The sequence below is a fragment of the Kitasatospora sp. NPDC001132 genome (assembly GCF_053598415.1).
In genome coordinates, this window is record NZ_JBSFKF010000003.1 from 94,127 (window position 1) to 109,175 (window position 15,049).

Annotated in this window: 15 protein-coding genes; 5 read left to right on the plus strand and 10 right to left on the minus strand. The window is 73.1% G+C overall.

The features are described 5' to 3' along the window. The first annotated feature begins 60 nt into the window (after positions 1-60). Positions 61-1,473, plus strand: a complete 1,413-nt coding sequence (gene glnA, locus ACWDBE_RS04840; protein ID WP_449807212.1) for a type I glutamate--ammonia ligase — start codon at positions 61-63, stop codon at positions 1,471-1,473. Between the two features lie 99 nt (positions 1,474-1,572). Here the strand turns inward: glnA and ACWDBE_RS04845 are convergent, their stop codons facing one another. The 5 genes from ACWDBE_RS04845 to ACWDBE_RS04865 form a co-directional block, all read right to left on the minus strand. Beyond that, the gene (locus ACWDBE_RS04845) at positions 1,573-2,826 is read right to left on the minus strand and encodes an acyltransferase family protein (protein ID WP_449807213.1); all 1,254 of its coding nucleotides are present in this window, start codon (positions 2,824-2,826) and stop codon (positions 1,573-1,575) included. A gap of 89 nt (positions 2,827-2,915) precedes the next feature. Continuing rightward, on the minus strand, positions 2,916-3,509 hold the full coding sequence (locus ACWDBE_RS04850) for a phosphatase PAP2 family protein (RefSeq protein WP_449790775.1): 594 nt from the start codon (positions 3,507-3,509) through the stop codon (positions 2,916-2,918). Then, entirely contained in the window at positions 3,502-4,791 is a 1,290-nt protein-coding gene (locus ACWDBE_RS04855) for a diacylglycerol/lipid kinase family protein (protein WP_449790776.1), read from the minus strand. The genes ACWDBE_RS04850 and ACWDBE_RS04855 overlap by 8 nt, the downstream gene beginning before the upstream one ends. Before the next feature lie 238 nt (positions 4,792-5,029). Beyond that, entirely contained in the window at positions 5,030-6,127 is a 1,098-nt protein-coding gene (locus tag ACWDBE_RS04860; RefSeq protein WP_449790777.1) for a PP2C family protein-serine/threonine phosphatase, read from the minus strand. A gap of 178 nt (positions 6,128-6,305) precedes the next feature. Next, on the minus strand, positions 6,306-7,523 hold the full coding sequence (locus ACWDBE_RS04865; protein ID WP_449807214.1) for a cytochrome P450: 1,218 nt from the start codon (positions 7,521-7,523) through the stop codon (positions 6,306-6,308). Between the two features lie 196 nt (positions 7,524-7,719). On the opposite strand from ACWDBE_RS04865, the gene ACWDBE_RS04870 reads away from it, so the two are divergent. Further along, entirely contained in the window at positions 7,720-8,076 is a 357-nt protein-coding gene (locus ACWDBE_RS04870; protein WP_449790779.1) for an arsenate reductase family protein, read from the plus strand. A 26-nt stretch (positions 8,077-8,102) separates the two neighbouring features. Here the strand turns inward: ACWDBE_RS04870 and ACWDBE_RS04875 are convergent, their stop codons facing one another. Further along, positions 8,103-8,573 carry a pyridoxamine 5'-phosphate oxidase family protein gene (locus tag ACWDBE_RS04875; protein WP_449807215.1) on the minus strand — a complete coding sequence of 157 codons (471 nt, stop codon included), beginning with the start codon at positions 8,571-8,573 and terminating at the stop codon, positions 8,103-8,105. Positions 8,574-8,708: 135 nt separating this feature from the next. Here ACWDBE_RS04875 and ACWDBE_RS04880 point away from each other — a divergent pair, with 135 nt between their 5' ends. Continuing rightward, the gene (locus tag ACWDBE_RS04880; protein ID WP_449807216.1) at positions 8,709-9,257 is read left to right on the plus strand and encodes a DUF1697 domain-containing protein; all 549 of its coding nucleotides are present in this window, start codon (positions 8,709-8,711) and stop codon (positions 9,255-9,257) included. 207 nt (positions 9,258-9,464) lie between these two features. Further along, positions 9,465-10,028: an FHA domain-containing protein gene (locus tag ACWDBE_RS04885; protein ID WP_449807217.1), complete on the plus strand. Its 564-nt coding sequence runs from the start codon at positions 9,465-9,467 to the stop codon at positions 10,026-10,028. Between the two features lie 45 nt (positions 10,029-10,073). Here the strand turns inward: ACWDBE_RS04885 and ACWDBE_RS04890 are convergent, their stop codons facing one another. Further along, a complete protein-coding gene (locus tag ACWDBE_RS04890; protein ID WP_449807218.1) occupies positions 10,074-11,036 on the minus strand; it encodes a DUF1152 domain-containing protein in 963 nt (320 codons plus the stop codon). Positions 11,037-11,106: 70 nt separating this feature from the next. Between ACWDBE_RS04890 and ACWDBE_RS04895 the strand changes: the two genes are divergently transcribed. Next, complete coding sequence (locus ACWDBE_RS04895; protein WP_449790783.1) at positions 11,107-11,700, plus strand: DUF6891 domain-containing protein; 594 nt, start codon at positions 11,107-11,109, stop codon at positions 11,698-11,700. 50 nt (positions 11,701-11,750) lie between these two features. Here the strand turns inward: ACWDBE_RS04895 and ACWDBE_RS04900 are convergent, their stop codons facing one another. The 3 genes from ACWDBE_RS04900 to ACWDBE_RS04910 all read right to left on the minus strand — a co-directional run bounded on the left by ACWDBE_RS04900 (position 11,751) and on the right by ACWDBE_RS04910 (position 14,617). Beyond that, positions 11,751-12,182, minus strand: a complete 432-nt coding sequence (locus tag ACWDBE_RS04900) for a hypothetical protein (protein WP_449807219.1) — start codon at positions 12,180-12,182, stop codon at positions 11,751-11,753. Between the two features lie 238 nt (positions 12,183-12,420). Further along, the gene (locus ACWDBE_RS04905; protein ID WP_449790785.1) at positions 12,421-13,281 is read right to left on the minus strand and encodes a hemerythrin domain-containing protein; all 861 of its coding nucleotides are present in this window, start codon (positions 13,279-13,281) and stop codon (positions 12,421-12,423) included. 277 nt (positions 13,282-13,558) lie between these two features. After that, positions 13,559-14,617, minus strand: a complete 1,059-nt coding sequence (locus ACWDBE_RS04910; RefSeq protein WP_449807220.1) for an alpha/beta hydrolase — start codon at positions 14,615-14,617, stop codon at positions 13,559-13,561. Positions 14,618-15,049: the final 432 nt, after the last annotated feature.

Below are 15,049 nucleotides of genomic sequence, written 5' to 3' on the forward strand. Positions count from 1 at the left end.
TCACCGAATGGAAACGGCCCATTCCTATGGTGAGCCCAATTCGCACGCCGAGGAGGATGGATGTTCAACAACGCCGCCGAAGTGAAGCAGTTCATCCAGGACAACGACGTGAAGTTCGTCGACGTCCGATTCTGCGACCTGCCGGGCGTCTTGCAGCACTTCTCCGTACCTGCGGCGACCTTCGACCCGTCCGAGATCCTGATGTTCGACGGCTCGTCGATCCGCGGCTTCCAGGCCATCCACGAGTCCGACATGGCCCTGGTCCCGGACCTCGCCACGGCCCGCCTCGACCCCTTCCGGGCCGAGAAGCACCTCAACATCAACTTCTTCATCCAGGACCCGGTCACCGGCGAGGCGTACAGCCGCGACCCGCGCAACGTCGCCAGGAAGGCCGAGGCCTACCTCGCCTCCTCCGGCATCGCCAACACCGCCTACTTCGGGCCCGAGGCCGAGTTCTACGTCTTCGACTCGGTCCGCTTCGAGACCAGCGCCAACGCGTCCTTCTACCACATCGACTCGGAGGCCGGCGCCTGGAACAGCGGCGCCGCCGAGGGCGACGTGCGCGGCTACAAGGTCAAGTACAAGGGCGGGTACTTCCCCGTCCCGCCGGTCGACCACTTCGCCGACCTTCGCGCCGAGATGTCGCTGGAACTCGCCAAGGCCGGGCTGGAGGTCGAGCGCCAGCACCACGAGGTCGGCACCGCCGGCCAGGCCGAGATCAACTACAGGTTCAACACCCTGCTGCACGCCGCCGACGACCTGATGCTGTTCAAGTACATCATCAAGAACGTCGCCTGGCGGAACGGCAAGACCGCCACCTTCATGCCGAAGCCGATCTTCGGCGACAACGGCTCGGGCATGCACGTCCACCAGTCCCTGTGGAGCGAGGGCACCCCGCTCTTCTACGACGAGCAGGGCTACGCCGGGCTCTCCGACACCGCCCGCTACTACATCGGCGGCCTGCTGCGGCACGCCCCCTCGCTGCTGGCCTTCACCAACCCCTCGGTGAACTCCTACCACCGCCTGGTGCCCGGCTTCGAGGCGCCGGTCAACCTGGTCTACTCCCAGCGCAACCGCTCCGCCGCGATCCGCATCCCGATCACCGGCTCCAACGCCAAGGCCAAGCGCATCGAGTTCCGCGCCCCCGACCCTGCCTCCAACCCCTACCTGGCCTTCGCCGCCATGCTGATGGCCGGCCTCGACGGCATCCGCAACAAGATCGAGCCCCTGGAGCCGGTCGACAAGGACCTCTACGAGCTGGCCCCCGAGGAGCACGCCAACGTCCCCCAGGTGCCCTCCTCCCTCCCCGCCGTCCTGGAGGCCCTCGAAGCCGACCACGAGTACCTCCTCGCCGGCAACGTCTTCACCCCGGACCTCATCGAGACCTGGATCGACTACAAGCGCACCAACGAGATCGCCCCGATCGCGCTGCGCCCCCACCCGCACGAGTTCGAGCTGTACTACGACCTGTAAGGAGCCGCGGGGCTGACAGGTGTACCGGGCGGCCGGTCCGACGGAGGTCGGGCCGGCCGCCCGGTGCGTGCTGTGGCCGTCGGCGCGGGTGGGACGAGGTCAGCGGGAGTCGGGGGCGGGCTGCTGTGGGGGGTGGGCGTCCCGGGGGGTGAAGGCGGTGGCCCAGGGGGTGGTGACGGTCTCCGGGATTCCGCGGGGCCGGGTGGCGGGCTGCGGGAGGGGTTCGGCGGCGCGGAGTTGGTCGATGCTCTTCGTCATGCCGGCCTTGAGGCGGGGTGCCAGGGGCCTCTCGATGAGCCGGTGGGCCAGCCAGGAGGCGACGAGCATGCCGGCGGTGACGATGGCGACCGCCGTCCAGGGCTTGGTGCCGTGGTCGTAGAGGGCGCGCAGGGCGGTCCAGCCCATGGTCTCGTGGAGGAGGTAGAGGGGGTAGGTGAGGGCTCCGGCGAAGGTCAGCCAGCGCCACCGGATCCGGGAGCCCCAGCCCAGGGCGACCCCGATCATGACGAGGTAGGAGAGGCTGGTCAGCAGGACGGCGGGCCAGGTCGGCAGGTCGACGCGGCCGAGGAAGCGGCTCACGTTCACCTGGTGCTGGAGAGTGTAGAGGACCGAGACGATCCAGCTGATCCCGACGATGCCGAAGAGCATCAGGTTGGGACCGTACCGGTGGACCAGGTAGAGCGCGAGGCCGGCGACGAAGAACGAGGAGACCTGCGACATCGCGAAGAACTCCAGGACCGGCGACTTGGTGCTCTCCGAGACGATGCCGGCGACCGTCCAGATCGAGCAGAAGGCCACGATCCGCCGGTAGGTCACGCCCCGCCAGACCACGATGGCGAAGAGCAGGTAGAAGCGCAGCTCGATCCAGAGCGTCCAGTAGACGGCGTCGACGTGCTTGATGCCCAGGCCCTCCTGGAACATCGTCAGATTGGCGAGCACCTGCTCCGGGGGAAGCGGCTGGCGAACGAGCGGCCACATCGTGACGACCGCGGTGGTGAGCAGGACGGCGAACCAGTACGCGGGGTAGAGCCGGATGACCCGGGAACGGACGAAGTCGCCCACCGGGCGGCCCCAGCTGCTCATGCAGATCACGAAGCCGCTGATCACGAAGAACAGGCAGACGCCGGTCCACAGATAGGCGCCGAGGAAGGAGGCGCGGTGGAACACCTGCTCCACCGGCTGGCCCCAGGCACTGTCCGTGGCCGAGCCGCCTCCGCCGTAGCCGACGTAGTGGTGGAAGACCACCATCAGCGCGGCCAGGATGCGCAGTCCGTCCAGGACGGCGAGCCGGCTGCCCTTCGCGGACTCGCGGCGGCCCGAGGAACCTGATCGTTGCCGGGGGAAAATGGTCACGGCAGAAGATAGCGCACAGACGTTCCCGTGCCCGGTACGGCCGGATTGCCCACGGGGCGGGGCGGAGGTCGGACGGGGGCGCCGACGGCTCACGCCGGGAGGCTCGGCGGCAGGGACCGGACGACGGCCAGGGAGGCCACGGCGGCGGCGAAGCCGAGCAGCGCGCCCGCCGCGACGTCGCCCGGGTAGTGCACGCCGGTGTGGACCCGGGAGTAGCCGACCGCGGCCGCCACCGCGCCGAGCGGGACCGCCATCGGCGGCAGCAGCACGCCGACCGCGGTGGCGAAGGCCGTCGCCGAAGCCATGTGACCGGACGGGAAGGAGGCCGACTCGGGCATCGGCACCTGCCGGCCGACCACCACCTTGGCCTGCTCCCGGTCGGGCCGGGGGCGGCGGACCAGCTGCTTGCCGACCAGGTTCGCCGTCACCGAGGCCAGCGCCACCGCGCCGACCCCGGCCACCGCGGCCTGCCGCGGGCGGCCGGGGACAAGGGCGAGGAGCGCGGCGACGGCCAGCGAGATCTTCGAGTGGTCGGCGGCCCGGGAGAGGCGGCGCAGCGCGGAGTCCAGGGCCGGGGTGGGGGCGCCGGCGACGGCCGCGTAGACGGCTCCGTCGAGCGTCCGCAGGTCGGTGAGCACGGCCTGCGGGGCGGGCGGGGCGGCGTGGTGCTTCGGATCAGTCACGGGTCGGCCCCTCGATGGTCGGATCGGAGTGGCCGTGGGTGCCGGGGAGGCCGCGGCCGAGCGCGAGGTCGGCCAGCCGGTGCCAGTTCACGGGTGGCGCGGAGGCGGGGACGCCAGGGCGGTCGCGCGGCACCAGGACCCGCAGCACCCGCGGACGCAGGGTGCACACGACCGGTACGGGCATCCGCAGCGCCTCGCCGTCGACCGCCACCGGGATCTCGTCCCCGTCCGCGGTCGCCTCGACCCGCCGGGCGGTCAGCGCTCTCAGCCCGGTGGAGCGGCCGCCGCGCACGACCACGTCCGCGGCCTCGGCCGCGCCCTCCACCCGGATGCCGAGCACGCCGAGTTCGCCGCCGTCGAGCCGGGGGCGGCGGTCGCCGATGCCGAGGCCCTCGGTCGAGCCGTACGGGTTGTTGCTGACCAGCACCGCCTGCTCGCCGGTGAGCACGGTGGCGTCGGCCCGGACGTCGATGCGCGGCACGCCCTCGCCGACCAGCAGCTGGGGCAGCAGCGCCAGCACCGTTCCGATCTTGTCCTCCCGGTACTCGGGGCGCTGCACGATGTCGGCGTACACCCCGAAGGAGACGGTGTTGACGAAGGCCCGGCCCGAGACCTCGCCGAGGTCGACCCGCAGTTCCTCGCCGTCGGTCAGCGCGTCCAGGGCGCGGGACGGGTCCGTGCGGTCGAGGCCGAGGTCCAGGGCGAAGTGGTTGCGGGTGCCGGCGGGGAGCACCAGGAACGGCAGGTCGTGCTCGGCGGCGACGGCCGCGACCGGCGCCAGGCTGCCGTCGCCGCCCGCAACGCCGAGCAGGTCCGCGCCCTCGGCCACGGCCGTACGGGCGAGCGCGGCGGGATCGGTGGGGGCGGTGCGGTCGAACAGGACCACCCGGGCGCCGAGTTCCTCCGCCCGCTCGACCAGTCCGAAGCGGCCGACCTTCCCGCCGCCGGACTTCGGGTTCATGATCAGGACCGGCCGCTGCGGCCGGGGCGCGGCAACCGCCTGCATCGGCGGTTCCGGAGCGGCCCTGCGCAGTGCCGCGCGGGCGAGGGCCAGCGCGACTCCCCAGCACAGGACGAGGGCCAGGGCGGTCAGCCACAGCCGGTGGTGGGCGAAGAGCACCAGCACCGCGACCGGTGCCGCGATCGCGACGAGCAGCCCGAACACCCGGACCGCTCCCCGGTAGGCCAGGAACCACCAGATGCCGGCGGCCCAGACGACCAGTCCGAGCAGCCCCGCGGCGACCACCAGCAGTCCGCCCTCCCCCAGTGCGAACAGCAGCATGCCGACTGCCCCCGCCGCCGCCAGCAGGGCGACGCGCGCCAGCAGCCGCGCGCCGGCTCCCCCGCCGGTGTCCGCCGTCCGTGTCCCGTCGATCTCGTCCTCCCGTGCCGCGCCCTCGGGGCCCGGCCGGGCCCGGTGGTTGCCAGCAGCCTGCGCACTCCCGCGCCCGGGGGCATCCCGGCGGACCCGTCCGGGTGACGGGGAGCGGAACGGCGGGAGGAACGGGGAGAGGCCTCGCCTACGGGGCGTCCGGGGTGAGGGCGAGGACGGCGAGGTCGTCGGCGAGGAGGCCGGCGTAGCGGTGGACGTCCTGGGCCAGGAAGGAGACCACCCGGTCGGGGGCGGTGCTGCCGAGGGCGGCGAGGCGGGGGGCCAGCGGATAGAAGGCGCCGGTGGTGTCGCGGGCCTCGCTGACGCCGTCGGTGTAGAGCAGGACGGTGTGGCCAGGCGGCAGCGCGACGGCGATCGCCTTGCTGCGCTCGTCGGCGGGGCCGAGGTGGCCGAGGCCGAGCGGGAGCTCGTCGGCGCAGGACACCGGGGATATGCCGCCTCCGCCGAGGAGCAGCGGCCTGGTGTGGCCGCGGTTGACGATCTCCACGCAGTCCGAGCCGGGCCGGTACTGGAGCAGGACGGCGGTGACGAACAGCTCGTCGTCGCCGCGGTCGGCGGCGTCGCGCAGCACCGCGCGGTCCAGCTGGTCGGCCAGTTCGACCAGCCCGGGGGTGTCGTACGCGGCCGCCCGGAACGCGCCGAGGACGTCGGCGACAGTACGGACGGCGCCCAGGCCCTTGCCGCGGACGTCGCCGAGCAGCACCCGTACGCCGAAGCGGGTGTCGCACACCTCGTACAGGTCGCCGCCGACCAGCACGTCGGCCTGGGCCGGGCGGTAGAGGCCGGACAGCCGCAGCCCGCCGGTCCGCTCGGGCACCGGGCGCAGCACGGTGCGCTGCAGGGTCTCGGCGACCGTGCGGGCCTGGATCAGGTTGCGGTTCTGCCGGGTGCGCTGCCAGGACAGCGCGGTGCCCATGACGCCGGAGATCAGGGTGGTGATATAGACCCAGACGTGGTGCTGCTCGGAGATGTGGTCCATGCGCAGCGCCAGGAGGAGCTGGAGCGCCAGCGAGCCGACCGTGGTGACGGCGGTCAGCACCGGACCGTAGCTGAACGCGGCCACCACGGGCAGCGCGGTCAGCAGGAAGCCGGCGGCGACGGCCTGCGGGACGACGGCCTCGGCGATCAGGTCCAGCACCAGCAGGATCGCCGGCAACCAGGGCACCCACCGCGGCACCTCGGGCTGCGGCGCCGCGGGGCGCGGCGGGCGGAGTGCTGTGGGCACGGTGGGGACCTCCTGGCAGGTGGCCGTTCCGGGTGATCGGTCCGGATTAGCCGCTTTCATCCCCCATGATCTCCCACGAACGGCAGCGCCACGAACGGCCGAACGTCCCGCCCGCCGGGGCCGGAGGAGCTCATTCCCCGGCCCGGCGGCCGCTGGTCGGCGAACCCTCGGCGGCCCCTCAGCGGACGGTCACCGGCAGGGTCTCGAAGCCGCGCAGCACCAGGCGGTCGCGCCGGGTGGGGACGCCGCCGGGGGCGAGCCGGGGGAAGCGGTCGAGCAGCGCGGGCACCGCGACCTCGGCCTCCAGCCGGGCCAGCTGGGAGCCCAGGCAGAAGTGGGCGCCGCCACCGAAGCTGAGCGGCTGGCTGTCGGTGCGGGTCGGGTCGAACACTTCGGGGCGCTCGTACCGGGCCGGGTCGTGGTGGGCCGAGCCGATCAGCAGGGTCACCCCGTGGCCGGGCGGGATCGGCATGCCCTCGATGGCCAGGCCCTCGCCCAGCGCGACCCGGCCGGTGACCTGGACCGGCGCGTCGAAGCGCAGCACCTCGTCGGTGAAGCCGGCCGGGGTGATCCCGCCGCTGCGCAGCCCGGCGACCACCTCGGGGTGGTGGAACAGCAGGTTCAGGCCGTTGCCGAGCAGGTTGGTGGTGGTCTCGAAGCCTGCCACCAGCAGCAGCACCAGGTTGGCCAGCAGTTCCTCGGCGGAGAGCCGCTCGTCGTCGGCGGCCGCTACCCTGGCCAGGTCGGTGACCAGGTCGTCCTGCGGACGGGCCAGGCGCTCGGCGGCCAGCTCGGTGAAGTAGCGGGTCAGCTCGTCGGCGGCCTTGTCGGCGTCGGTCAGCTCGTCCAGGTCCTGGACGAACTCCAGGGCGACGGTCAGGTCGGAGGCGAGGCCGCGGAAGCGGTAGCGGTCCTGCTCGGGCACGCCGAGCAGCTCGCAGATCACCCCGACCGGCAGCCGGAAGGCGAAGGCGTCCATGAAGTCCACCGGCGAGCCGTCGGCGCCCTGCTCGGCCATCTCGTCCAGCAGCCGGTCGACCGCCGCCTCCACGGCCGGGCGCAGCGCGGCGACCCTGCGGGCGGTGAACACCGAGGCGATCAGCGAGCGGACCCGGGGCTGGTCGGGGGCGTTGCGCTGGAGGATCGAGCGGCCGAACAGGACCAGCGAGGAGTGCTCCGTGTAGCCGGGGGTGAGGCCGGCCAGCATCTCGGCGGTCGCAACGCCGAAGGCGGGCATGCGCAGCACCTTGTTGGCCGCGGCGTAGCCGCTCACCATGAACATGCCGTTCCCGATCGGGGCCACCGGCCCCAGCTCGCGGGCCTTGGCGTACAGCGGGTACGGGTCGGCCGTGCCCTCCGTGGTCATCAGCTGCTCGATGATCGCCGCGCCGTCCATCCGGTGCTCCCCTCCACGAGATCAGGCTTCCCGCATGGTCAACCTCCGGTGGACGCAGTGAAGTTCCCGCACGGCTCGGATCGTGCACGACGGGTGGGGTGCGCCGCGGCCGCCGGACGCGGGCGGGACGGGCCGGACGCGGGCGGCGTGCGCGGCGGGACGGGCCGGGCGCGGGCGGCTCGATAGGGTGGCCGGCATGGAGATCTGGATCAACCCGCGATGCGGCAAGTGTCGGACCGCGCTCGGCGAGCTGGACCGCGCCGGGGTCGAGTACACCGTGCGGCGCTACCTGGAGGAGCCGCCGACCGCGGCCGAGCTGGTGCGGGTGCTGGAGCGCCTGGGCCTGGAGCCGTGGGACATCACCCGCACCGACGAGCAGGCCGCCAAGGACCTGGGGATGAAGGACTGGCCCCGGGAAGCGGGTGAGCGGGACCGCTGGATCGCGGCGATGGCCGAGCACCCGATCCTGATCCAGCGCCCGATCATCACCGCGGACGACGGTCACGCCGTCGTGGCCCGCACCCCCGAGGCCCTCAAGTCCGTCCTGCCGTAGGGCGGTTGCCGGCGGACCGGCGCCGGTCAGTGGCGCTGGATCCGCTCCACCGGCCGGCCCGGGTGCCAGTTGTGGACGAGCAGGTGGTCGCCCTCCACGGTGGTGTGCACCACCTGGTCGAGCTCCAGCCGGAACGCGTGGAACGGGGTGGGCGGCGGCTCGGGCAGATCGGCGGCGAAGGCGGCGAGTTCGGTCTCGTCGGCGACCTCCACCGCTCGGCCGGACACCTTGGAGTCCCCGCCGGCCATGGTCTCCTCCCCCGGGTGCGCGTGCAGCGCGAAACGGGCGTCGCGCCGGAGGTCACGCGCCTTGACCGCGCCGTACATCGACCCGATCCACAGGTCGGCGCCGACGAAGTCGACCTCCGTTCCGCTCACCCGGGGCGATCCGTCCTTGCGCAGCGTCGCCAGGACGTGGTGCTTGTTCGCCTCGAACCGGGCCCGGACCAGCGGCGCCAGATCGGGAGCCTCGTGCTCGAAATCCTGCCAGGTAGCCATGGCGCCAGTCTGGCACCCGGCACCGACGGCCGCCGTCCGCGGACCGCCCGGACGGGCGCGCGGGGAGAGAGCGGGCAGGAGCGGACGGACCGGGGGCGCCGGACCGTTGTCGGTGGCCGGTGCCAGACTGGCGGGGTGACCACCACAACCACGTACATCGCCTTCCTGCGCGCCATCAACGTCGCCGGACGGACGGTGCGGATGGAGCGGCTGCGGGCGCTCTTCTCCGAGCTCGGGCTGGGCGGCGTCCGCTCCTACATCCAGAGCGGCAACGTCTTCTTCACCACCGACGAGCAGGACCGCGCGGCGCTGACCGGACGGATCGAGGCGCACCTGGAGGAGGCGCTCGGGTACCCGGTGCCGGTGCTGCTGCGGACGGTGGACGAGGTGGCCGGCCTGCTCGCCGCCGAGCCGTTCCGGGGCGTCGAGGTGACGCCGGACGTCCGGCTGGTCGTCGCCTTCCTCTCCGAGCCGCTGCCGGCCGACCTCGCCCTCCCCCACCGCTCGCCGAAGGGCGACGTCGAGGTGCTCGGCGCCGATCCGGGAGCCGCGTACGTCGTGATCCACCTCCAGGACGGCAAGTGGGTCACCAAGGACATGTTCGGCAAGGCCTACCGGGGCGCGGTCACCTCCCGTTTCCTGCACACCACCGAGAAGATCCTGGCCGCCGCCCGCAAGGGCTGACGGCCCGTACGGCCGCCCCGAACCGGCCGGCACGGCACGGCACCCGGGAACCGGCCGTACGGCACCGGGAGCGGAGCCGGCCGCACGCCCCGAGCGCGCGGAACCGCCCGGCGGGAAAGGGCGTCTGGACTGCCGTGACGTACGAACCCCGCGCCCGGGCACCGCGCGATCTGGACAGCCGGAGTCGGCCGCGCCGAGAATTCGGCCATGACGCCTCCTGAACTCCCCACCGGCGCGGGCGGGCCGACCGGCGCGGTCCGCCCCTCCGACGCCGAGCGGGAGCAGGCACTCGGGGTGCTGCGGGACGGCGCGGGCAGCGGGCGGCTCTCGCACGACACCTTCCTCGGCCGGATGGACATCGTCCTGCAGGCCACCAGCCGCGGCGAGTTGGACGCGGCGGTGGCCGGGCTGCCGACCGGCGGACCGGTCGAGCGCTTCGTGCTGCGCACGGTCGGGCGGATGTCCGCCTTCGGCGACCGGATGGGCCGGGCCTGGCGCACCGAGCGGCTGCCCGGGCTGAGCCTGCCCCAGGCCGGGGCAGGGCAGTTGACGATCGGCCGGCTCCCGGGCTCGGGGCTGCGGCTGCACGACGCCTCGGTGTCCAGAAACCACGCGGAGCTGCGGCACGAGCAGGGCGGCTGGGTGCTGTACGACCTCGGCTCGACCAACGGCACCCACGTGAACGGGCGCCGGATAGCGGGTGGCGTACGGGTCCGCCCGGGCGACCAGGTCCGGTTCGGGAACCTGGAGTTCCGGCTCGCCGCGTTCTGACCGGCCCGCCGACCCGTGCTCCGGACGGGCCCCGCCGCCCCCGCGTCAGTGCGGGAACTGCCGGGGCGGCCGCTGCCGGGGCAGCTCGTCCTGGAACTCCGCGATGACGGTGGCGATCTGGCGGGTCACCACGGTGCGCTCCAGCCGGTCCAGGTACCGGTGCTCGGCGGCCAGCGCCTCGACCGTGACGCCGAAGTAGAGCGTCATCAGCGGATTGACGAAGAGCTGCTCGCCCTTGGTCCGGTCGGTGAAGCGGACGTCCCCGAACTCGCCGCGCAGCGCGGCCGCCACCGAGCCGTTGACGATGCTGGGGTGCTCCGGGAAGGCGGCCCGGGCGTGCTCGACGGCGTCCAGGTAGAGCGCCCCCTCCCGGCTGTCGCGCGGAATGGAGAAGGCGCCGAGGTAGCCGCCGGCCCGGTCGATCGCGGCGAGGTTCTCCAGCACCAGGGAGTGGTTGACCCCGTGGTAGGCGTCGATGCCGAAGCCGAGGCAGGCGACCAGCCGCTCGGGCACCTCGGTCAGGCCGGCCACGGCGCCCAGGCTCGCCATGTCCTCCTCCGGGGTGCCGAGTCCGACCTCGTCGCCGCGCATCAGGATGTCGGTGCCGCCGTCCACCAGCAGGATCGCGTCCGCACCGAGGCGGCCGACCAGCGCACGGTAGGCCTCGCGCAGTGGCTGCACGCCCACCGTCGGGAAGGCCCACACGGTGTCGGGCATCCCGTGCCGGTTCAGCCAGCGGGCCAGGGTGCGCTCCGGGAAGTAGCCCTCGGGAGCGGCGGTGTCCGGTCCGATCCGGGCCACGTCGGGCTCCGCCCAGACGTCGCGGGGCAGGCCGTAGAGGTGGGTGAAGGAGAGGTTGGCCAGGTGTACCTCCTTGCCGGCGGCCCGCAGGGCGAGGGCGATCGGCAGCCCGGCGTACACGTCGAAGCCTCCGCCGGCTCCGGCGACCAGGACGCGCTCGGCGGCCAGCAGCCGGGTGATCAGCGGCGGTTGCAGCAGAGAAGTCACCGGCGGACGGTAGCAGGGCGACCGCGCCGGCCGCCCTCGGATTGTCAGTGGCGGGTGCGAGGATGCGGACATGACCGAGGAGACGGTTCTCACCCCCGACGTGCTGCGCGACGCCCAGGAGCGGGCCCGCGAGTTGATCCGGTGCGGCTTCCAGGAGCCGGACGAGATAGCCGAGTCCCTGGTCGATGACCTCGACGACCAGGGGCTGACGCAGGAGGAGGCGGAGCGGATCGTCGCCCCGCTGTGGACCGAGCGGCTGGCCGAGCAGGCGGCCTGGCCGGAGACCACCGAGGTGGACCGACTGGCGGACGCCTTCGACGCGCTGGAGGACCAGGGCATCGTCGCGGCGATGGACTTCACCTGCTGCGCGGGCTGCGGCTACGCGGAGATCGGCGGCGAGGCCGCGGCGGACTCGGTCGGCTTCGTCTTCTTCCACCAGCAGGACACCGAGGCGGCGGCCGCCGGGCGGGGGCTGATGCTGCGTTACGGCGGCTTCCGCGCCGAGGAGGAGAGCACCGCGGCCTCGGAGTGCCGGACGCTGGAGGTCGGGCGGGCGGTGGTCGCCGCGCTGGAGGCAGTCGGGCTTCCGGTGGAGTGGGACGGCTCGCCGCACACGGCGATCCGGGTCGCCCCGCTGGAGTGGCTCAACCGCCTGCCGGAGTAGGCGCCGGGGAGCGCTTCGCCGGTGTCGAGAGCCTGCGGTCGAGGCCGGGGTCAGTCCCGCTCGACGTGCAACTCGGCGTAGTGGTCGGCCTTGTTCGCCTTGCGCAGGGTGATCCTGACGCTGTTGACGGAGGTCTCGGAGTCCATGGCGGCGGTCTTCTTCCGGTCGCCGATGGTCACCTCGGCCGAGTCGTCGGTGACGTGGCCGACGGTCATCTCCATCGGGTTGTCGCCGCCGAAGACCTTGACGGTCTTGGTGCCCTCGGCCTTGTCGGTCTTGATGCCGACGGTGCACTTGTGGTCGTCCAGGCAGAGGGCCACGCCGCCCTCGCAGGCGGTCAGTCCGGCGCCGAGCACCAGGACGGCGCCGGCGGCGAGGAACACGGGGCCGCGCCGGGAGCGGGACCGAGTCCCGAAGTGGGCCCGGAAGCCTGTCCGGGAGCGGGGGTGGTGCGGGTCGGGGGTGCTGCGAGCTGTGGTCATGCCGTCGACCGTAGGGCGGCGGGCGCGGCCTGCCATCGACCGCCGGCGTGACGCCTTCCCTGGCACGGCCCGGAGCGTCCGGGGCGCCTGGACCCCGAGGGCGATGGGGCGAATCCCCTAGGGGACGTGGGGAGTTGAGGTTTCACCCGATTCCCGACGCCTTCTGGCACATGCCGGAGGCCTGTGCTGGAGGCTCGTGCCACGCGCGTAGATCAACGGCCGGCGAAAGTTCCCCGGGTCAGTCGGTGACGCTCCCCAGGCCGATGCTCCCGACGCTCCCGACACTTCCGACGCCGCCGACCGCCGCGACGCCGCTGACCCCCACGACGCTGCCGACCGGACCGTCCGCCGGCCCCCACAGCGGCGAGGTGCAGCGCTGGTAGGTCGCGTGCCAGTGCGGCCAGCTGCGGGCCACGTCGTCGTCGCACTCGGCCAGCAGCCGCTCGACCAGCACGGGCTCCACACCCTCCAGCAACCAGACCAGCGCGTCCGCGACGCCCGGGCCGTCGGCCAGGCGCAGCAGGTCCAGCAGCTCGCCCAGCCCGCCGAGTCGGGAGCCCTCGGCGACCACCCGCTCCATCCGGGGCAGCAGTTGCCGCTCCTCGATCCGCAGGTGGGTCTCCAGCCGGGCGGCCAGGTCCTCCATCGCGTACGCGACCGGCCAGGCGCTGCCGGTGTCCCGGCTGGCTATCCGCACCAGCGTGGTGACCCGGGTGAAGGAGTGGTCCAGGTTGTGGTGGTCGTCCTCCAGCCAGTTGAGCAGCAGTCGCAGCTCGGGCGCGAAGCGGCGCACGATCGGCCAGAGCCGGGTGTCCTGCTGCTCGTGGTGGCAGGTGAGCATCGCGGTGACGAAGTTCCAGTGCCGCAGCAGCGCCTCGCCCTTGTCGTCCTCGTCGGGCTGGAGCAGTCGCAGCGCGTTGGGCAGCCGGGCGAGGTCCCGGCGCAGTGCGGCATGCACCAGGCGCAGCCCGGCGAACCGCAGGGTGGCCGGTTCCGCGTCGGCGGCCCGTCCGTACGCGTCCGCACCCAGGGGGACGGCTCCGGACTGGCCCTGCGCGGGCACGGTGGGGACGGGCTGGGGCACCAGGTGGATCGGCATGGCACTCTCTTCACGGCTTGGGGCACGGCGGGTGGTGGCGGCCGGTGGAGGACCGCCCCAGCCAAGGTGCTGGCAGTCGATCAGAAGCGAATCAATGTCCGATTGACGCGCAGGTCACGGGCCTGTGGACGAGCCTCGGCCCCGACGGAAAACAGCGGGGGACAGCGGGAAAGTGGGAGACGGGGAGTCCACCGGAAAGCAGGACCGCCGGCACCGGGAGCGCCGAATGCGCCCCGGCACCGGCGGCGGCAGGTGCGAACGGGTGGGAGCCGGGGCCTCAGTCGGACTCCGGCGGCGCCAGGTGGGCGGTGAGCCAGACCAGGGTGTCCGGGATCATCTTCTTGAAGTCCGAGGTCAGGTGCTTGCCACCGGGCTGCTCGTAGTACTCGATCTTCACCGGCGCGACCGCCTTGGCCACCCAGCTCTTGACCACCTTGGTCTCGTACGGGTTGGCGCCGCCCGCGGTGACCAGCATGCTCACATCGGCCTTGCCCTGGGCGACCAGCACGTCCGGGTTGTTGGCCGCGCGCTCGGCGTCGTGGCCCTTCCACAGCCCCGAGTCCGGGATGAAGTAGCCGTCGATCGGCACCGCGGCCTTGTAGACCTGCGGGTACTGGAGGGCGAGCTTGGCGCTGCAGAAGCCGCCGGTGGAGGCGCCCATCACGCCCCAGCCGTCACGGCCCTTCACGGTGCGGAAGTTGGCGCGGACGAAGTCCGGGATGTCCTCGGCCATCCAGGTGCCCATCTTGGGCTGGCCCGGTATGTCGGAGCAGTCCAGCGCGTTCTTCTCGTCGCCGTTGAAGTTCTGCACCGGCATGACCATGATGAACGGGTGGGACTTGCCCTCCTTGACCAGGCGCTCGTTCTCCTCCTGGATCGGCAGCTGGTTGTCGGTCCAGGTGTTGTAGCCGTTGCTCTGGCCGCCGGCGAACAGGGTGAGCACGGGGAAGCCGGTCTTGGCGAACTTGGGGTCGTTGTACTCGGGCGGCAGCCAGACCCAGACCTGCCCGGTGACGCCGGACTTCGCGCCGGTCACCTTGGTCATCATGATCGGGCCGGCGGAGGTGTCCCGGACCTTGTTGAGAGCGGCGGCGGGCCCGGTGGGCATCAGCACCTTGCCGGCGGCGGTCGGGGCCGCGCTGCCGGTCGTGGCCGGGCCGGTGCCGGCGGCGCTCGGGCTGCCGGCCGAGCTGCTGCCGCCGGCCGGGGTGGCGTTCGCCGCGGCGCCGCCCCCCTTCCCACCGCCGGAACTCCCGCAGGCCGCGAGCGAGGCGGCCAGGGCGAGCACGGCGGCGCCGGACAGGACGGCGCGGGAACGGGACGACTGCCTAAGCACGGTGAGGACTCTCCGACCGATGTCGCGCCCGGTCCGTCTGGCCGGGCGGCGGCCCCCCGGTGGGGCCGGACAGACCCGGGGGCACAGCGATGGCACGTCCCCCGGAGCGATGGCGCGCCGCCCCTCGCGGGGGTGCGCCTTCCTGCGATCTTATGACGTAGGCCGGGGCGGCCCGGTTGCGAGGTCGCCACCGGAAATCCAATGTTTGTTCGCGATCGGGTAAAGACCCTCACCGGTCCCCCCGACCGGCGGGGGCCGGACGGCGGGGGTGGCCCGTCCGGCCCCCGCCGGGCCGTCCGGATTTCGAGGGTTTTGCCCGGTGACGGACAGCCCTGCGGTCCGCGAAGATCCACAGGACACGCCCGACACGGGCCCGGGGCACGCCGGCGAGCGAGGCCCCGGGACCGACCGGGAACTGCCATCGAGGAGGGT